Source organism: Actinomadura sp. NPDC048394 (assembly GCF_040651755.1).
Taxonomy (GTDB): Bacteria; Actinomycetota; Actinomycetes; order Streptosporangiales; family Streptosporangiaceae; genus Spirillospora; species Spirillospora montaniterrae.
In genome coordinates this window covers 15,743-33,310 of record NZ_JBEZJL010000070.1, presented here as the reverse complement: position 1 = coordinate 33,310, position 17,568 = coordinate 15,743, and the positions used below count along the sequence as shown (strand labels likewise).

The 17,568-nt window shown below is 72.0% G+C and carries 19 protein-coding genes, 2 tRNA genes and 1 pseudogene; 16 read left to right on the top strand and 6 right to left on the bottom strand.

The window, feature by feature from the left end; all coding sequences use genetic code 11:
- The first annotated feature begins 5 nt into the window (after window positions 1-5).
- Complete coding sequence (locus AB0C78_RS38035; protein ID WP_360757868.1) at window positions 6-740, top strand: alanyl-tRNA editing protein; 735 nt, start codon at window positions 6-8, stop codon at window positions 738-740.
- 115 nt (window positions 741-855) lie between these two features.
- Here the strand turns inward: AB0C78_RS38035 and AB0C78_RS38030 are convergent, their stop codons facing one another.
- Window positions 856-1,491 carry a TetR family transcriptional regulator gene (locus tag AB0C78_RS38030; protein ID WP_151540432.1) on the bottom strand — a complete coding sequence of 212 codons (636 nt, stop codon included), beginning with the start codon at window positions 1,489-1,491 and terminating at the stop codon, window positions 856-858.
- Between the two features lie 72 nt (window positions 1,492-1,563).
- Here AB0C78_RS38030 and AB0C78_RS38025 point away from each other — a divergent pair, with 72 nt between their 5' ends.
- The 3 genes from AB0C78_RS38025 to AB0C78_RS38015 all read left to right on the top strand — a co-directional run bounded on the left by AB0C78_RS38025 (window position 1,564) and on the right by AB0C78_RS38015 (window position 4,807).
- Entirely contained in the window at window positions 1,564-3,873 is a 2,310-nt protein-coding gene (locus AB0C78_RS38025) for an MMPL family transporter (RefSeq protein ID WP_360757865.1), read from the top strand.
- 39 nt (window positions 3,874-3,912) lie between these two features.
- A complete protein-coding gene (locus AB0C78_RS38020) occupies window positions 3,913-4,248 on the top strand; it encodes a hypothetical protein (RefSeq protein ID WP_360757863.1) in 336 nt (111 codons plus the stop codon).
- Window positions 4,249-4,327: 79 nt separating this feature from the next.
- Window positions 4,328-4,807 carry a VOC family protein gene (locus AB0C78_RS38015; protein ID WP_151540429.1) on the top strand — a complete coding sequence of 160 codons (480 nt, stop codon included), beginning with the start codon at window positions 4,328-4,330 and terminating at the stop codon, window positions 4,805-4,807.
- 62 nt (window positions 4,808-4,869) lie between these two features.
- Here the strand turns inward: AB0C78_RS38015 and AB0C78_RS38010 are convergent, their stop codons facing one another.
- A complete protein-coding gene (locus AB0C78_RS38010; protein ID WP_360757860.1) occupies window positions 4,870-6,078 on the bottom strand; it encodes an MFS transporter in 1,209 nt (402 codons plus the stop codon).
- A 65-nt stretch (window positions 6,079-6,143) separates the two neighbouring features.
- Between AB0C78_RS38010 and AB0C78_RS38005 the strand changes: the two genes are divergently transcribed.
- Together AB0C78_RS38005 and AB0C78_RS38000 are read left to right on the top strand one after the other, a co-directional pair.
- Complete coding sequence (locus AB0C78_RS38005) at window positions 6,144-6,521, top strand: MerR family transcriptional regulator (RefSeq protein WP_360757858.1); 378 nt, start codon at window positions 6,144-6,146, stop codon at window positions 6,519-6,521.
- A 94-nt stretch (window positions 6,522-6,615) separates the two neighbouring features.
- A complete protein-coding gene (locus AB0C78_RS38000) occupies window positions 6,616-7,029 on the top strand; it encodes a nuclear transport factor 2 family protein (protein ID WP_360757856.1) in 414 nt (137 codons plus the stop codon).
- Here the strand turns inward: AB0C78_RS38000 and AB0C78_RS37995 are convergent.
- From AB0C78_RS37995 to AB0C78_RS37985, 3 genes and pseudogenes are all read right to left on the bottom strand, one after another.
- Window positions 7,026-7,451, bottom strand: a complete 426-nt coding sequence (locus AB0C78_RS37995; protein ID WP_360757853.1) for a cupin domain-containing protein — start codon at window positions 7,449-7,451, stop codon at window positions 7,026-7,028. The two genes, AB0C78_RS38000 and AB0C78_RS37995, sit on opposite strands and share 4 nt — an antisense overlap.
- A 62-nt stretch (window positions 7,452-7,513) precedes the next feature.
- Window positions 7,514-8,347: an SDR family NAD(P)-dependent oxidoreductase gene (locus AB0C78_RS37990; protein ID WP_360757851.1), complete on the bottom strand. Its 834-nt coding sequence runs from the start codon at window positions 8,345-8,347 to the stop codon at window positions 7,514-7,516.
- A 14-nt stretch (window positions 8,348-8,361) separates the two neighbouring features.
- A pseudogene (locus tag AB0C78_RS37985) lies at window positions 8,362-8,418 on the bottom strand (hypothetical protein); the annotation flags it as partial.
- A 173-nt stretch (window positions 8,419-8,591) separates the two neighbouring features.
- Between AB0C78_RS37985 and AB0C78_RS37980 the strand changes: the two are divergent.
- Together AB0C78_RS37980 and AB0C78_RS37975 are read left to right on the top strand one after the other, a co-directional pair.
- A complete protein-coding gene (locus tag AB0C78_RS37980; protein WP_360757848.1) occupies window positions 8,592-10,322 on the top strand; it encodes a TerD family protein in 1,731 nt (576 codons plus the stop codon).
- Between the two features lie 105 nt (window positions 10,323-10,427).
- Entirely contained in the window at window positions 10,428-11,150 is a 723-nt protein-coding gene (locus AB0C78_RS37975) for a protein phosphatase 2C domain-containing protein (protein ID WP_360757846.1), read from the top strand.
- A 91-nt stretch (window positions 11,151-11,241) separates the two neighbouring features.
- Here AB0C78_RS37975 and AB0C78_RS37970 read toward each other — a convergent pair whose 3' ends face one another.
- Window positions 11,242-12,312 (bottom strand): hypothetical protein, encoded by a 1,071-nt coding sequence (locus AB0C78_RS37970; RefSeq protein WP_360757843.1) that lies wholly within the window; start codon window positions 12,310-12,312, stop codon window positions 11,242-11,244.
- A 67-nt stretch (window positions 12,313-12,379) separates the two neighbouring features.
- On the opposite strand from AB0C78_RS37970, the gene AB0C78_RS37965 reads away from it, so the two are divergent.
- The 8 genes from AB0C78_RS37965 to AB0C78_RS37930 all read left to right on the top strand — a co-directional run bounded on the left by AB0C78_RS37965 (window position 12,380) and on the right by AB0C78_RS37930 (window position 17,558).
- Window positions 12,380-13,507, top strand: a complete 1,128-nt coding sequence (locus AB0C78_RS37965; protein WP_360757842.1) for an acyl-CoA dehydrogenase family protein — start codon at window positions 12,380-12,382, stop codon at window positions 13,505-13,507.
- Between the two features lie 92 nt (window positions 13,508-13,599).
- A tRNA-Thr gene (locus AB0C78_RS37960) sits at window positions 13,600-13,672 on the top strand.
- 322 nt (window positions 13,673-13,994) lie between these two features.
- Window positions 13,995-14,068, top strand: a tRNA-Met gene (locus AB0C78_RS37955).
- 117 nt (window positions 14,069-14,185) lie between these two features.
- A complete protein-coding gene (gene rpmG, locus AB0C78_RS37950; protein WP_026404241.1) occupies window positions 14,186-14,350 on the top strand; it encodes a 50S ribosomal protein L33 in 165 nt (54 codons plus the stop codon).
- Between the two features lie 390 nt (window positions 14,351-14,740).
- Window positions 14,741-15,178 carry a MaoC family dehydratase N-terminal domain-containing protein gene (locus tag AB0C78_RS37945; RefSeq protein ID WP_360757838.1) on the top strand — a complete coding sequence of 146 codons (438 nt, stop codon included), beginning with the start codon at window positions 14,741-14,743 and terminating at the stop codon, window positions 15,176-15,178.
- Window positions 15,178-15,603, top strand: coding sequence for a MaoC family dehydratase (locus AB0C78_RS37940; protein WP_151540414.1), 426 nt, complete (start codon window positions 15,178-15,180; stop codon window positions 15,601-15,603). The genes AB0C78_RS37945 and AB0C78_RS37940 overlap by 1 nt, the downstream gene beginning before the upstream one ends.
- Window positions 15,604-15,676: 73 nt before the next feature.
- Complete coding sequence (locus tag AB0C78_RS37935; protein WP_360757836.1) at window positions 15,677-16,744, top strand: UDP-N-acetylmuramate dehydrogenase; 1,068 nt, start codon at window positions 15,677-15,679, stop codon at window positions 16,742-16,744.
- 229 nt (window positions 16,745-16,973) lie between these two features.
- Window positions 16,974-17,558, top strand: coding sequence for a TMEM165/GDT1 family protein (locus tag AB0C78_RS37930; RefSeq protein WP_151540412.1), 585 nt, complete (start codon window positions 16,974-16,976; stop codon window positions 17,556-17,558).
- The last annotated feature ends 10 nt before the right edge of the window (window positions 17,559-17,568 follow it).

The window sequence follows — 17,568 nt, the reverse complement described above, 5'->3', positions numbered from 1 at the left end:
ATCGCATGAGCGCGGAGACCCTGGGGCGGACCACCCGGCTGGAACTGGACGATCAGGCGCTGCGCGAGTGGGAGGCCGTCGTCCTGGACGCGGGCCCGGACGGGATCGTCCTGGACCGGTCGGCGTTCTATCCGGGCGGCGGCGGGCAGCCGCCGGACCACGGCGTCCTGCTGTGGCAGGGCGTGCAGACGCGGATCGCGGGCGTCCGCAAGGGCGACGACCTGGTGCTGATCCCGGTGGAGGACGACCCCGTCCCGCCGGTCGGCACGGTGGTGCGCGGCGCGGTCGAGGACGCGCGCCGCACCGCGCTGATGCGCACCCATTCGGGGCTGCACCTGCTGTGCGGGGTGGTGTTCCGCGACTACGGCTGCCTCGTCACGGGCGGGAACATGGAGCCGCTGACGGCGCGGATGGACTTCGATCTGCGCGAGGTGCCGCCGGGGTTCAAGCAGGCCGTCGAGGACGCCTGCAACAAGGAGATCGAGGCGGACCGGCGGATCGACGTGCGGACGCTGCCGCGCGACGAGGCGTTCGCGATCCCCGACATCATCCGGACGGCGACGAACCTGGTCCCGCCGGAGGTCCAGGACGTCCGGATCGTCGACATCGTCGGGCTCGACACGCAGGCGGACGGCGGCACGCACGTCGGGTCGACGCGGCAGATCGGCCGGATCACGGTGGCGAAGGTGGAGAACAAGGGGCGGGGCTTCCGCCGCCTCCGCATCAAGGTCGAGGACTAGCCCGGCCGGGAGCCGCCGGGAGCGACGCCTCCGCATCAAGGTCGAGGACCAGCCCGGCCGGGAGCGACGGGCCGGGCACCGGGGGCGGGCGCCTCCGCTCCCGGTGCCCGGCGTTCTAGGGGGACGGTTCGTCCCAGGGGCGGTTCAGCGCGTCGACGGTGGTCAGGCCGTTCTCCACGATGGTGACGGCGCGGTCCAGGGCCGTCCGCATGGAGAGCGGGTCGTAGCCGTGGCGGCGGCAGTGCACCACGACGGCCTGCATCCCGCCGACGGCGACGCCCGCCGCGGCGACGGCGTCGATCTCGTCGATGCCGGGGCACAGCTCGCGTAGGAGACCCTCGATCTTCTCCTGGGTGTCGGTGAGGCGCTGTAGCGCGCGCGCCTGCAGGCCGGGGCGTTCCAGGATCAGCGCTATCTGGACGGCCCCGTACTCGCCGTGCTCGCTGACGATCGCCTCCAGGACGTCGACGACGCAGCGGCGGATCGCCTCCAGGGGGGTCTCGCCGGGTTCGCGGGTGGCGAGCCGCTCGGCGACCTCGCCGAGCCGGTCGTCGACCTCGGCGAAGACGACGTCCTCCTTGCTCGGGAAGTAGCCGAAGAACGTGCGGGGCGCGACGTCGGCGGCGGCCGCGATGTCGGCGATCGTCGTCTCCTCGTAGCCGCGCTCGGCGAACAGCCGCAGCGCGGCGGACGCGATGGCGTGCCGGGTGCGGCGCTTCTTGCGCTCGCGCAGGCCGGTCCGCTCGTCCATGTGACGGACGTTACCATGACTGCAAAGTTGCATCTATTGCAAATATGCACGGAGACGTGCTGTTCTGCGAGCATGGCCGGTTTTCTGGACGCTCTGGGGCGTTTCTGCGTGCGCCGGCGGCGCACCGTCTTCGAGCTCTGGTTCGCGCTGATACTCGGCGCCGGCGTCCTCGGCCTCACCCACGGCGGCATGTTCGTCCAGCAGAGCAGCCTGCCCGGCACCGAGACCCAGCAGGCCGTCGACACCCTCGCGCAGGACTTCCCGTCGCAGACCGGGCCCACCGCGACCGTCGTGTTCTCCCAGACGCCCGAGGCGAGCCCGGCGGACTGGCGCGTCGCCCTCACCATCGGCCAGTCGATCGAGAACATCGGCAGGCTCGACCGGGTCGCGTTCGTCCAGAACCCCTACGTCCCCGGCATGGGCGGGCTGAAGGACGACAAGGCCGTCGTCGTCCAGCTCAACTTCAAGGGCACGATGAGCGAGCTCGGCGCCGCCGACCTCGACCGCCTCCACGAGGCCGTCGAGCCCGCCAGGATGACCGGGCTGGACGTCAGGTTCGGCGGCATCGCCGCGATGATCCTCAACCAGCCGAAGAGCGGGCCGCAGGAGGCCACCGGGATCGTCCTCGCCCTGCTCGTGCTGCTGCTCGCGTTCGGGTCGTTCCTCGCCGCCGGCATCCCGATCGTCGTGTCGCTGTGCGGGCTCGCCGTCGCCTACTCGCTGATCCACTTCGGCGCGTCGCTGTTCCAGATGGCGCCGACCGCGCCGATGGTCGCCGCGATGCTCGGCCTCGGCGCCGGCATCGACTACGCCCTGTTCATCGTCACCCGCTACCGGCAGCAGCTCGCCGACGGCGACGACGTCGAGACCGCCGTCGGCCGCGCCATGGCCCATTCCGGCCACGCCGTCGTGTTCGCCGGCGGGACGGTCGTGTTCGCGATCTGCGGGCTGTTCCTGTCCGGGATCGCGTTCATCGGCCGGATCGGGCTCGCCGCCGCCGTCGCCGTCGCGATCATGGTGGTGGCCGCGCTCACCCTGCTGCCCGCCGTCCTCGGCGCCCTCGGCCCCCGCATCGACCGGTACCGGCTGCCGCGCGTCCGCCCCGACCGCTCGTCCGCCCGCTGGACGGCGTGGGGCCGGCACGTCGACCGGCACGCCTGGCCGTACGCGATCGTCGCGACCCTCGTCCTGCTCGCCCTCGCCGTCCCGACGCTCAGCCTGCGGTTCGGCGTGATGGCCGACAGCATGTCGTCGAAGCGGATGGAGGCGCGGCAGGCCTACGACATCGTCGCGCGGGAGTTCGGCGCCGGCCAGTACAGCCCGTTCGTCGTCGTCGCGAAGGCGCCCGGCCCGGAGCGGACCGTCAAGCGCAAGGCGCCGGTCGTGAAGGGACCCGAGGGCCTCGGCGGCCTCACCGGCCCGCCTCCCCCGGAACAGGCGGCGCCCGCCGCGCCCGCCGTGAAGGGCGCCCCCGACCTCAGCAAGAAGCCCGACAAGCAGGCCACGCTCATCGCGCAGGAGCTCAAGCAGCGGATCTCCGAGGTCCCCGGCGTCGTCTCCGTCGGCGAGCCCGTCGTCACCGGCACCACCGCGATCCTGACCGTCGTCCCGCGCGACGCCCCGCACGAGCAGTCCACCACCGACCTCGTCCACCGGCTCCGCGACGTCGCGATCCCCGCCGTCCGCGACGCCCACCCCGGCGCGAAGGTCTACCTCGGCGGCGAGAACCCCGCGATCATCGACATCGCCGACACCGTCGGCTCCCGGATGAAGTCCGTCGTCATCGCCGTCGTCGGCGTCGCGCTGCTGCTTTTGGTCATCGCGTTCCGGTCCATCGTCGTCCCGGTCAAGGCGGCGCTGATGAACCTGCTGTCGATCGGCGCCTCGTTCGGCGTCGTCACCGCGGTGTTCCAGTGGGGCTGGGGCGTCCACCTGCTCGGCGTCGACCAGGCCATCCCGATCATGTCGTTCGTGCCGCTGTTCATGTTCGCGCTGATCTTCGGGCTGTCCATGGACTACGAGGTGTTCCTGCTGTCGCGGATCAAGGAGGAGTACGAGCGGTCCGGCGACCCGCACGAGAGCGTGGTGATCGGCATCGGCGCCACCGCCCGGCTGATCACCTCCGCCGCGCTCATCATGATCTTCGTGTTCGCCGGGTTCGTCCCGCAGCCGGACCCGACCGTCAAGATGATGGCGCTCGGCCTTGCCGTCGCGGTCGCGGTGGACGCCACGATCGTCCGGCTCGTCCTCGTCCCCGCGCTGATGAGCCTGCTCGGCCACGCGAACTGGTGGTGGCCCGGCCGCGGCCGCCCCGTCCCGCCGCCGCCCCCGCCCGCCCCGGCCCCCGTCGCCGAGCAGCTCGAACTCGAAGCCATCCCATGATCGCTACGGCATGTCGGACGCGGCCGCTACCGTTCCGGCATGATCGACCGTCCCACCGAGAGCTGGCGCCGGCTCGGCACGCGTCCCGAGACCTTCCTGGCGTGGGTCGACCGGGCGTTGCACGCGTTCGAGGCCGAGCTGTCCGCCGCGGACATCACCTCCGACGAGGCCGTCATGGCCGCCGTCGAGCACGTCGTCGTCGCGCTGAACGACGTCGACGGCACCGGCGGCGCGGACTTCGACACGATCGACCGCGAAGAGCTCTGCGAGTACATCGACCGCGCGCTCACCGGCGCCGGCGTCGACGTCGAGGCGCTGGCGCGCCGGCAGGGCCTCGACCCGGCCGCCCTCACGGACCGGTGGCGGGACTGGTGAGCGGGCGGCGATGAATTCCGGGTGGCCGGGCAGTCTGCCCTGGTAGTGACCCACCGACGAGCGTCAGGAGCGGGGAGACATGGGGAAGATCAGCACATGCCTGTGGTTCGACGGCCAGGCCGAGGAGGCGGCGAGGTTCTACACGTCGCTCGTGAAGAACTCGCGGATCACCGACATCGTGCCGTACGGCGAGGTCGGGCCGGGCGAGACGGGCTCGGTCATGCTCGTGCTGTTCGAGCTGGACGGGCAGCGGTTCATGGGCCTCAACGGCGGGCCGCAGTTCCACTTCGACGAGGCGGTGTCCGTCCACGTCACCTGCGACTCGCAGGAGGAGATCGACGAGCTGTGGGAGAAGCTCACCGCGGACGGCGGTGAGGAGGGCCCCTGCGGGTGGCTGAAGGACAGGTACGGGCTGTCCTGGCAGATCGACTCCCGCGCGCTGCACGAGATGATCACCTCGCCGGACCAGGAGGCGGCGGCCCGGGCGACCAAGGCGATGTTCGCCATGAAGAAGCTGGACGTCCAGGCGCTGCAGGACGCCTTCGACGGCAAGGCCTGACCGCCGGGCCGGCCGCGGCCAAGGGGCGCGGGACGGGCGCCCGCACCCCTTGCGGCCCGGATTCACTCGGACGTCGCGGGGAAGCCGTGGGCGCGGGAGCCCGCGACGGCGACGAAGGCGGGGACCAGCAGCAGGAGGACGCTCCAGGGAAGGGACGCCGTGCCGAGCGCGTCGAGCAGGACGCCGCCGATGATCCCGCCCGCGGCCATGGCGACGTTCCACAGGGTGACAAGCATGGCCTGGGCGGCGTCCGCGTGGCTGCCGCCCGCGTCGGCGGCGGCCGTCTGCAGCAGCGTGGGGACGCCTCCCCAGCCGAGGCCCCACAGCACCGCCGCCAGGTAGACGAGCACCTCGGTGCCGTCCGTCGCGCCGAGGACGCCCGCGGCGGCGCCGACCAGCAGGACGCTGCCGATGGTGAGGGCGCGCAGCCGCCGGTCGATGTGCGCGCCGGTGAACCAGATGCTCGCCAGGGAGGCGATCCCGAAGGCGAGGAGGACCAGGTCGGTCGAGCCGCCCATGCCGGCATGGTCGAGGAAGGCGGCGATGTAGGCGTACAGGATGGTGTGCGCCAGGACGAAGACGAGCGTGACGAACAGGACGGGCGCGACGCCCGGGACGGCCAGCGCCCGCAGCATCCCGGGCCGTTCCTGCGCGCGCTGCCCCGGATGGTCCGGGACGGCCGCGAGGATCCAGGCGAGCAGCACGACGGTGAGGCCCGTCATGATCAGGAACGGGGCCCGCCAGCCGAGCGTCCGGCCGAGGAACGTCCCGGCGGGGACGCCGAGGGAGAGGGCGATCGGGATGCCGGACATGGCGATGGCGACCGCCTTGCCCTGGAGGCGGGCCGGTGCCATGCGGCGGGCGTACCCGGCGAGCAGCGCCCACGCGAGCCCGGCGGCGACGCCGGCGACGAACCGGGCGATCAGGGTCAGCGGGTAGTCGGACGAGACGGCGGTGACCGTGTTGGCCGCGGCGAACCCGGCCATGGCCGTCAGGAGCAGCCGCCTGCGCCGCCATCCGGCGGTGGCGGCGGTCAGCGGGATGGCGGTGAGGGCGGTGCCGGCGGCGTAGACCGTCACCGCCTGGCCCGCCGCGGACTCGCTGACGTGCAGGCCGCCGCTCATCGCGGGGAGGACGCCGGCGGGAAGCGTCTCGGTCAGGCTGGTGATGAAGACGGCCGTGGCCAGGGCCGTCAGCGCGGCCATGGGTAGTCTCTCGTCGCGGATGCGCGCCCGCGGATCGGCGGGCCGGCCGATGCTCTCGGTGGTCATGGCGGGTATCGTCAAACCATCACATCCATGTGAAGGTCAAGGCGGCACCGCGTGAGGTGGGTCATATGCGCATCGGGCGGCTTTCCGAACTGACCGGCGTCTCGCGCCGGCTCCTGCGCTACTACGAGGAGCAGGGCCTGATCGTCTCGGAGCGCTGCGCGAACGGCTACCGCGACTACGACGAGCGGAGCGTGGACCGCGTCCTGCAGATCCGCGGGCTGCTGGACGCGGGGCTGCCGACCCGCATCATCAAGCAGATCCTGCCCTGCCTGGACAAGCCCCGGCGCATCGTCTTCTCCGACGCCACGCCGGAGATGCTCGCGACCCTGGAGGCCGAGCTCGACCGCATGAGCCGGCGGATCGAGTGCCTCGCCCGCAACCGCGACGCCATCGCCGAGTACCTCGGCGAGGTCCGCGCGCACGCCCGGGCCGGGGCGGCCTGAGGCGCACCGCCGCCTCCCTGATGTTGGCATGACCAACGAATGGCTATATGGTTGGTCATCCCAATGTTGGTTATACCAACGGAATGAGGTCACCATGCCCACGGACGCGCCGGCCGCCGACCGGATCGAGATCGCCGACCTGCTCACCCGCTTCGCCCGCCTGCTCGACGAGGGCCGGTGGGACGACGCCGGAACCGTCTTCACCGACGACGTGGCGGTCCACTCGCCACGCGGCGGCGAACTCCGCGGCCTCGACAAGGTCGTCGGCTTCATGCGGCAGAGCGAGGTCGAGGGGCAGCGCACCCAGCACACCACCACCGACCTGCTGGTGGACATCGACGGCGACCAGGCGGCCGCCTCGTCCAACTCGATCGTGTACTACTACCGCGACGGCCAAGCCCCCCACTTCACCGGCGGCCTCCGCCAGCACTGCACCGCGGAACGGACGCCCGCCGGCTGGCGGCTCCGCGAGGTCCGGATCGTCCCCGCCTGGACCCGGGAGAACTAGGCGTCCGCCGGATCGCCGGGCGGGTGCTGGAGGAACCAGTCGACGATGCCCGGCATCCGCGGCTCGAAGGCCCCGGGCACGGAGATGTTGAGCGCCCCCGCCCGCTCGCCGGTGCGGTTCTGGAAATCGTGGGGCGTGCCACCGGGAGCCAGCACGAACGACCCCTTGGGCGCGTCGATCCAGCGGCCCCCGACGAAGAAGGTCATCGTGCCGTCGAGGACGTAGAAGACGTCGTCCTCCGGATGGACGTGGGCGCCCGGCCCCGTCGTGTGCGGCTCCATCCACCACTCCGAGATCGAGTAGCGGTCGGCCGTCTCCGCTCCGTCCGCCTTGAACACCGCGTTGATGCGGCCCATGTCGTAGTGGCGTCCTTCGCCGGGCGCACGGTGAACGGGGAGCCGCTCGTCCGAGTTCGTCGTCATGCCTCGGACGCTAATCACCGCAGCCCGCCCGGGTCTTGGACGAATGGGAACTCGGCGCGGCATCACCGCCAGGGCCGGACCTCGCCGAACTGCACGAGCTCACCGTACGTTTCCGGACGGACCGGGTCGAGCGCCAGCCGGAGCAGAGTGGCGGCGGCCTCCTCGGGCGTCTGGGCCTCGGCCATGTTCTCGAACCAGGGCCGCGACGCCGCGGTGTCCACCAGTCCCGGGCACACCGCCGCGACGAGCGTGGCGTCGGCCTCGTCCCGCTTCCGGCGCTCACGGGCCAGCACCCGTACCGCGGCGACCTGCCCCACCTTGGACGGGACGTTGATCCAGTCGGGCCAGCCCTCGGCGGCGGCCGTCCCGGCGATCACCGCGTCCCGCCAGGCCAGCATGGCGGCGTCGACGTCGTCGAGCGACATCGTCCCCGTGTCGAACCGTCCGTGCAGGCTCGCGGGGAGGCTGCGCAGGGTGCCGAAGTCGCTGGCCACCACCAGCAGCCGGCCACCAGGCCGCAGGATCGGGGAGAACGACCGCAGCATGCGCGTTGTACCGAGATTGTTGGTGTCCACGAACGGCCCCACCAGCTCGGCCCATGGCGTGTCGGGCGTCAGCCGCGCCGCGGCGTTCGAGAACACGATGTCCACCCCGCCGTGCCGCTGCCGCAACTCGTCGGCGAACGCGGCCACCGCGGCGTCCTCGGTCACGTCCAGCACGCGGCTGCGGACTGCGGCGACCGGCGCGGCGATGCGTCCCGCGGCCGCCTCGACCCGGCCGGCGTCGCGGCCCGTCAGGTAGACGACGTCACCGGCGGCGAGCCCCTGCGCCAGCCCCTCGGCGAGAGCGAACCCCAGCCCCTGGTTGGCCCCCGTGACAACAGAGATACGACCCACAAGCGCATACTGTCCCGGACGGCGACCGCGCCGGTCAATGATGCGACTTCGACGCAATCGTCTCCGGATTCGTTGCCGACGGACGCCTGGCCGCAGCCTTCCCATAGAAAGCGGACGGCCTAGACGACTACCACTGAGGCACGCCGGATGAATTACCGGTTTCGGGGCCGGGTTTTCCCTGGCTTTCGTGACCGGTTGTGGGCAGGGGAACGGATCGGCGGTCCGGGGTGCCTAGCGTTTCGCCATGGTCGTGTTCTCTCATGAGTGGGCCCTGGTGGACGTGGAGACGTCCGGGTTCAGGGCCGTCCAGCACAGGGCGCTCTCCATTGCCGTGGCGACGGTCGGAAAGGACGGGAAAGCGGGGGAGGAGTTCTCGACCCTGCTCGACCCCGGATGCGATCCGGGGCCGGTGCACATTCATGGGCTGACGGCCGATCGGTTGAAGGGGGCGCCGAAGTTCGGGGAGGTCGCCGAGCGGGTCGCGGAAATGCTCGAAGGACGGGTCCTCGTGGCGCACAACGCGCCTTTCGACTACGGATTCCTCGCCCAGGAGTTCGCGCGGGCGGGCAAGAGCCTCCCGGTCCGGTCGAGGCTGTGCACGCTCGCCCTGAACCGGCGTCTGGCTCCGGCGACACAAGATCTGAAGCTCGCCACGCTGGCCGCGCATTACGGCGTGCGGATGGGAAGGGCGCATGACGCGAGGGAGGACGTCCGGGCCCTCGCCGGGGTGCTGCGGGGGTCGCTCGACGAGGCGGCGCGGCTGGGGATGCGGTTGCCGCTGGTGACGTGTCCGCCCAAGCAGAACGGGTTTTTCCGGCCGTCCGCTCCGAAGGTTCGTTGCGCGTTCACGTGTCCGGGACGGATGGAAGACGGCGCACCACTCGTGCAGGGAATGAAGGTCGCCATTACCGGGGAGACGGACGTTCCGCGTGAGGAACTCGTCGCGCGGTCCGTGGCCGCCGGGCTGAACGTCATGGGATCGGTCAGCCGGTTCACCAGCGTGCTCGTGACCAATAACGGCGGTTCCGGGACGGCCAAGGCCCGCAAGGCGCGGGAGAACGGCGTCCCGGTCATCGACGAGCGCACTTTCCTGCGGCTGCTGGACGATGTCCGTCCCGGCATTGCGCATGGTGAACCGCGTCCTGCCGCCGGGCACGCGCCAGCGTCCACGCGACCCGAGATCGCGCGGCCGCTGGAAGCCTCCGCCTCGGAAAAGCCGCTGGACGGGCGGCGGGTGCTCGTGCTCGGCGGGACGCATCCGAAGGCGTCCGAGGCGCGAAGCCGGGTCGTGGAACTGGGAGGGGCGGCGGCGATCAACCTTTCGGCGAGCGTCACCGACGTGGTGGCCCTCGACCGGGACGACCGCCGCATGGAACGGGTCGCGAAGTTGGAGCTTCCCGTCCACGAGGAGAGCTGGCTGCAGGCGCCCGAGCGCGGGCCGGTGCGCGCGGGGCCGCGGGTCCTGCCGCGCGGCGGCGCCGTCGACCTGCCGCAGGGCGGGCGGTGGACGGTCGAGGCGTCGTGGGTGCGGCATCCGTCCTGCGAGGTGGACGTGGTGGCGTTCGCGCTGGACGAGGACGGCCAGGTGTCCGGCGACGAGGACTTCGTCTTCTACAACGCCGCCGAGACACCGGACGGGTCGGTGCGGCTGGTGGCGGACGGCCCGGCCGAGCAGCAGGTCGTCGTGGACCTCGCGGCGCTGCCCGAGGCCGTGCGGAACGTCACCGTCGCGGCCGCGATCGACGGCGACGCGACGTTCGGTGAGCTGGGCGCCGTCGAGCTGGTCGTGGGGCCGGACGACGCGGAGAGCGCGTTCGTCCAGGCGACGCTGGACGCGGGGACCAGCGAGCGGACGATGCTGCTCGCGGAGCTGTACCGGCGCGGCGGGGTGTGGCGGCTGCGGGTGGTCGGCCAGGGGCACGAGTTCGGGCTCGCCGGGCTCGCGCGCGCGTTCGGCGTCGACATCGAGGAGTGATCCCTGCTCAGGGCAAGGTTCACGGGACGGAGGGTGAGGGTTTCGTGGACGTTTCGGGCATGTCGGGCCGGAGCGGGTAGACCTGGGTTCGTGCAGGTGAGCTATGTGAGCGAGGCGACCCCGGGACGGCCGAACGAGGACTTCGTCGCGGCGGGGCCGGGGTGGGTCGTGCTGCTGGACGGGGCGACGGCGCCGCCGGGGGTGGACAGCGGCTGCGCGCACGACCCGGCGTGGCTCGTGCGGCGGCTCGGCGGGCAGATCGCGGCGCGGATGGCGCTGGAGGACGGCAAGCCGCTGCCGGACCTCGTCGCCGAGGCGATCAAGGTGACGGGGGAGGCGCACACCGGGACCTGCGACCTGGAGAACCCGGACAGCCCGTCCGCGACGGTGTCGCTGCTGCGGCGGCGCGGCGGCGCCGTCGAGTGGTTCGTGCTGGCGGACTCGCCGATCGTGCTGGACGTGGGGGAGGTCCGGGTGATCCGCGACGACCGGGTCGACCGGCTGCCGAGCTACACCCTGGAGTCCGTCCGGACGTCGCGCAACAGCCCGGGCGGGTTCTGGGTGGCGAGCACGAAGCCGGAGGCGGCGTACGAGGGCCTGACCGGCGAGGTGCCGGTCGCGGGCCTGCGGCGGGCGGCGGTGCTGAGCGACGGCGCGTCCCGGCTGGTCGAGCGGTTCGGCCGGCTGGACTGGGACGGCCTGCTGCGCGTGCTGGACGACGAGGGCCCGCGCGAGCTCGTCCGGCGGACCAGGGCCGTCGAGGAGACGGAGACGTTCGCGCGCGGCAAGCGCTACGACGACGCCACCGCCGTCCTCGTCCGCTTCTAGGCCAGCCACCGCGCGAGCGCGTTATCTGACCGGCGGGGCGATGCCGGAGGCAAGCCCCGCCGGGAAGCTCGCGGAGCGAGGTCGCGCTCGCTCAAGCACGGTCAGGGGCCGAGCCGCTAGGCGAGGCCCCTGGGCCGGGATTGTGAATACACCGCCACCAGGCCGCCAGGTCTTCGGGGAGGTGCATGCCGTCGACGTGGAGGGTCGCGGGCATGCGCGGGAACCGGCGGCCGGCCGGGAAGGTGCGCTGGTAGGACGGCGGGTCGAGGACGACGACGCGGGTGCCGTTGACGGCCGGGATGTCGGCGGGCACCCCCTCGTTGTAGATCCACTCGCCGTGGGCGTCGACGAGGTTCCACGGGCTGGAGGTGACCGGCGGGCCCGGCGGGGCGTCCGCGTCGAGGAAGCACGCGACGATCTCGGGCGGCGGCGGGGTGCCGGGCATGCAGCCGGGACGCCCGATGAGGGCGCCGCCGAGCAGGACGTGCAGCTGGAAGTTGTCGCCGATGCCGCCGATGGTGACCGTCCAGCCGTGCCGGGTGGCGCGGTCCAGGACGAGGATCCGCTCGCCGTCCAGCACCCGCAGCAGCGCCTGGACGTGGTCCATGTGCGGGAGGTACTCGGCGGCCTTCCCGGCGGCGAACGCGCGGAAGTCGCGGTCGTCCAGGCCGGTCCGGGTGGCCGGGGACGTCTGCAGGACGGTGCTGGACGCCATCGCGAACTGCGGCAGCGCGAACCACGACATCATCGCGGTCACGGTGCCGTCGCCGAGCACCGGCCGGACCGTGTCGAAGACCTGCTGGGAGGGCTGCCCCTCCTCCATGTCGGGCGGCTTGCCGCCGGTCGCCTCCGTCCAGGCGTTGCCGAAGGCGAGCGCCGCCGCGGTCGCCTCGGTGAGCCGGTGGACGACGGCGCGGCCGACGGGATCGGGGTCGGCGCCGTCCTCGATCCAGGCGCCGGACACCACCGCGAGCCATCCGCCGAGGTTCACCGGCGCCTCGGCGATGCCCTCCGCCATCCGGGGCAGCGCCGCCGCCTTCGCGTCGGCGGAGGCCGTCTGCGCCTCGCGCATCAGCCGGGGGAGGAGATCACTGAAGGACCGGTCCTCGACGAGCGCCGCACGGACGATCTCGTCGACGACCTGGTGGAGCGCCGCACTCATAGGTGATCACCCTGGCACAGCGGGGGCGCGGCGCGAACATTGTGGAATCTAATTCTAGAATGTCGGCATGGAGCCACAGGATTTCGCCGACGTGCTCAAGGCCGTCCGCAGCTTCGTCCGCGACGAGGTCGTCCCCCGCGAGGAGGAGATCGAGGAGACCGACGCGATCCCGGAGCCGCTGCGGCGGACGTCCCGGGACATGGGCCTGTTCGGGTACGCCCTGCCCGAGGAGTACGGCGGGCTCGGCCTGTCGCTGAGCGAGGAGGTCCGGCTCGTCTTCGAGCTCGGCTACACCAGCCCCGCGTTCCGCTCCATGTTCGGCACCAGCAACGGCATCGCCGGGCAGGTCCTGGTGCACTCCGGGACCGACGAGCAGAAGGCCGCGTGGCTGCCGCGCCTCGCGTCCGGCGAGATCGTCGGCGCGTTCGCGCTCACCGAGGCCGAGGCCGGCTCCGACCCGAGCACGCTCACCACGTCCGCCGCCCGCGACGGCGACGACTACGTCATCAACGGCGCCAAGCGGTTCATCACCAACGCCCCCGAGGCCGACGTCTTCATGGTCTTCGCCCGGACCGGCGGAACCGGCTCCCGCGGCATCTCCACCTTCCTCGTCGAGAGCGGCACCGCCGGCCTCAGCGTCGGCCCCGCCGACCAGAAGATGGGCCAGCGCGGCGCGCACACCGCCGAGGTGTTCTTCGACGGCGTCCGCGTCCCCGCGTCCGCGATGGTCGGACCCGAGGGCACCGGGTTCCGCACCGCCATGGCGTCCCTCGCCCACGGCCGCCTCAGCATCGCCGCCCTCTGCGTCGGCCTCGCCCAGCGCATCCTCGACGACACCGTCGACTACGCCAAGAACCGCAGCCAGGGCGGCAGCGCCATCGGCGAATACCAGCTCATCCAGGGCCTCATCGCCGACTCCCAGGCCGAGCTGTACGCCGGGCGGTCCATGGTCCTGGAGGCCGCCCGCGCCTACGACGCCGGCGAGGACACCAAGCTCGGCCCGTCCTGCGCCAAGTACTTCTGCTCCGAGATGGTCGGACGCGTCGCCGACCGCGGCGTCCAGGTCTTCGGCGGCATGGGCTACATGCGCGGCGTCTCCGTCGAACGGTTCTTCCGCGACGTGCGGCTGTTCCGGATCTACGAGGGCACCAGCCAGATCCAGCAGCTCGTCATCGCCCGGAACCTACTGCGCTGACCAGCGGAAACGCCTGCCGGCGGCGTCCGGGGGAATCCAGTTCGCGCGCGGTCCCGAGTCCGTGTATCGTTTTCCCTGCGCGAACGACGCAAGCCCCTTTAGCTCAGTCGGCAGAGCGTCTCCATGGTAAGGAGAAGGTCTACGGTTCGATTCCGTAAAGGGGCTCAACGGCACCACGGCCGCCATCCGAACGATCGGACGGCGGCCTTCGTCGTTCCGGACCGCGGCCCGCCGCGGCGGGGAAGAACCTCCCCGCGCGCCGGGACGGGCGGCCGCGGACCGATTCGCTCCAAACGGGGCCCTGTGATACCGTCCCACCGGTTCCAGCAGGGCGTTCGCCGGGTCACCCACATCCACCGGGTACCCTGGGGGACGGCCCGCGGGGCCCACGGAACGCCGGTTCCCCGATCCTCGATCCGGGAATTCGCGTTTCCGAGGTCAGGTGAGCATCCGGTATCCTTGCAATCCGGTCCACACCGACCAGCACGGCGGGGTAGCTCAGTCAGGCAGAGCAAGCGGCTCATAATCGCTGTGTCGCCGGTTCAAGTCCGGCCCTCGCTACTACCCATCTCTCTCACCCCCGCGGGGGTGAGCAGGGCTGGGTCGAATCTCCGGCCGCCCTCCCATGGGCGGCCGGGATGCGTAGTCCATGTTCCTAGCTCAGAAAGGCACTCCATCGTGGCTGCCACCGACGTACGGCCGAAGATCACGCTGGCCTGCCAGGAGTGCAAGCACCGCAACTACATCACGCGGAAGAACCGGCGCAACGACCCGGACCGCCTCGAGATCAAGAAGTACTGCCCCAACTGCCGGACCCACCGTCCGCACCGGGAGACCCGCTAACCAGCGTCCCGGACGGCACGCGGCCACGCCCGCGCCGTCCGCAGGCAAGGCAGCAGAATCGACGGCCAGGGCGAACCGGTCATCGCAGGTCCCTTGCACACCTGAACCGGCATGCGAGCGCGTTGTCCGACCGGCGAGGCGACGCCGAAGGCGAGCCTCGCCGGGAAGCTCGCGAAGCCGAGGTCGCGCTCGCCCGAGCACGGTCAGGGTGCGAGCCGCCAGGCGAGCACCCTGGGCCGGGATCGCAAGAAACACAGCCCGTTCCCGCAGTGAGACCCGCGGGGGCGGGCTGAACGTCGTTCTGTTACGGTCCGTCGAGACGTTGTAAGCGTGCTCGGACGGGGGCGCCGCCGCCGCGCGACCCCGCCGGGACCTGGAGGGACGGACTGCATGGCACTCAACCGCGACTTCATCGGGCGGAGCTTCCCACCCACCGAGCCGTACGAGGTCAGCCGCGTGAAGATCCGCGAGTTCGCGGACGCCATCGGCGACCGCAACCCGATCTACCGCGACCGCGAGGCCGCGAAGGCGGCGGGCCACCCCGACGTCATCGCCCCGCCGACGTTCCCGATCGTGGTGTCGCTCGGCAACGCCGGCCTCGCCGACCCCGACCTGAACCTCAACTACGCGATGGTCGTGCACGGCGAGCAGCGGTTCGAGTACACCCGCCCGATGCGCGCCGGCGACGTGGTGACCTGCACCTCGACGATCACCGAGATCAAGTCGATCGGCAACAACGAGAAGATGGTCGTCGAGACCGACGTCACGACCGTCGAGGGCGAACTGATCTGCAAGACCTACAACACGATCGTGGAGCGGGGGGCCTGATGACCGCGAAGGTGAACTACGCAGACGTCGAAGTCGGCACCGAGATCCCCGCGCAGACCTACCCGGTCGACCGCGCGAACCTGGTGATGTACGCGGGCGCGTCCGGCGACTTCAACCCGATCCACTGGCGGGAGAGCTTCGCCAAGGCCGTCGGCCTGCCGGACGTGATCGCGCACGGCATGTTCACGATGGCGCAGGGCGGCCGGTTCGTCACCGACTGGGCCGGCGATCCGGGCGCCGTGGTGGACTACGGGGTACGGTTCTCAACGCCGGTCGTGGTGCCCGACGAGGGCGGCGCGACCCTGGAGATCAGCGGCAAGGTGGAGGAGAAGCTCGACGACAACAAGGTCGTCGTGGCGCTCACCGCCCGGTCGGGCGACCAGAAGGTCCTCACGCGCGCCAAGGCCGTCGTCCGGCTCGCCTGAGGGCGCGCCGGGAGCACGCACCGGCCGGGCCTCCGGCCGGTGCGGACGTGCACGTTCGGGGAGGAACAGGGCTGTGGCGGTGTTCGCGGAAGAGGTGAACCTGGCCGGGTACACCACGCTGCGGCTGGGCGGGCCGGCGCGGCGCTTCGTCGAGGCGACGTCGGAGGCCGAGCTGGTCGCGGCGGTCCGCAAGGCCGACGACGCGGGCGAGCCGGTGCTGGTGCTCGGCGGCGGCAGCAACCTCGTGGTGGCGGACGCCGGGTTCCCCGGGACCGTCGTGCACGTCGGGGCGCGCGGCGTCGAGCGCACCGCCGGCGAGGGCGACACCGTCCTGGTCCGGGTGCGGGCCGGTGAGGACTGGGACCCGTTCGTCGCGCGCTGCGTGTCGGACGGCCTCGCGGGCGTCGAATGCCTGTCCGGAATCCCGGGACGGGTCGGCGCGACGCCGATCCAGAACGTCGGCGCGTACGGGCAGGACGTCAGCGAGACGATCGTGGAAGTCCGCGCGTACGACCGTCAGGCGCGCGCGTGTGTCACCCTCGACCGCGACGCGTGCCGCTTCACCTACCGGCACAGCGTCTTCAAGGGCAACGACCGGTACGTCGTCCTGGACGTGACGTACGCGCTCCGCGAGGCGGAGGAGTCGCAGCCGATCAAGTACGCCGAGCTGGCGAAGCGCCTCGGCGTGAAGCCGGGCGAGCGCGTCTCGCTGAAGGAGGCGCGCGACGCCGTCCTGGAGCTGCGGCGCGGCAAGGGCATGGTGCTGGACGCCGCCGACCCGGACTCGCGCAGCGCCGGGTCGTTCTTCACCAACCCGATCCTCACCCCGGATCAGCTCGCCGGCCTGGAGCGCCGGGTCGCCGAGCGGCTCGGCCCGGACGCGGCGTTCCCCCGCTACCCGGAGCCGGACGGGCGGACCAAGACGTCCGCCGCCTGGCTGATCGACAAGGCGGGCTTCGCGAAGGGCCACGCGCGCGGCCCGGTGCGGATCTCCACCAAGCACACGCTCGCCCTGACGAATCCCGGCGGCGCGTCCACCGAGGACCTGCTGGCGCTGGCCCGCGAGGTCCGCGCCGGCGTCCACGCCGCCTTCGGCGTCGACCTGGTCAACGAACCCGTCATGATCGGCGTCACCCTCTAGCCCGGGCGCTTTGACGTGCCGGGGGCGGGGGTTGATAGCCTGCGACACGTCGAGGGGGAGTAGTCCCAATCGCGTGATCGACATGCTGGCGCCGCGGACGGCGCCCGGTCGCGCGGGCCTCCGCAGGAGGCGGACGAGACCTTCGGCCCGGCAGTCATGCCGGGTCGAGGTCGCGCGCCCGAAACGGCTCCCCCCGCCCTCCGCCCGGCATCCGAGCGAGAGGGACCCGGTGGTCACCGCATTCATCATCAGCCTGGCCGTGATCTTCGTCGCGGAGCTCGGCGACAAGAGCCAGCTCATGGCCATGACCTTCGCGACGCGCTTCCGCGCGATGCCCGTGCTGATCGGCATCACCGCCGCGACCGCGCTGGTGCACCTGGCGAGCGTGGTGGTCGGCGCGGTGCTCGGCGCCGCGCTGCCGACCCGTCCGATCTCGGTCCTCGCGGGGCTGGCGTTCCTCGGCTTCGCGCTGTGGACGCTGCGCGGCGACGAGCTGGACGACGAGGAGCGCGACAAGGCCCGCAAGGCGCGCGGCTCGGCGATCCTCGCCGTCGGCACGGCGTTCTTCCTGGCCGAGCTGGGCGACAAGACGATGCTCGCGACGATCACCCTCGCCGCCGACCACGGCGGGTTCCTCGGGCTGACCGGCATCTGGCTCGGCTCGACGGTCGGGATGGTCGCGGCGGACGCGCTGGCGATCGTGGTCGGGCAGATGCTGGGCAAGCGGCTGCCCGAGCGGGTCATCAAGTACGGCGCGGCGGCGGGGTTCGCGGTGTTCGGCGTCCTGCTCCTGGTCGAGGGCGTCGTCGGCTGAGCCGGTGGGC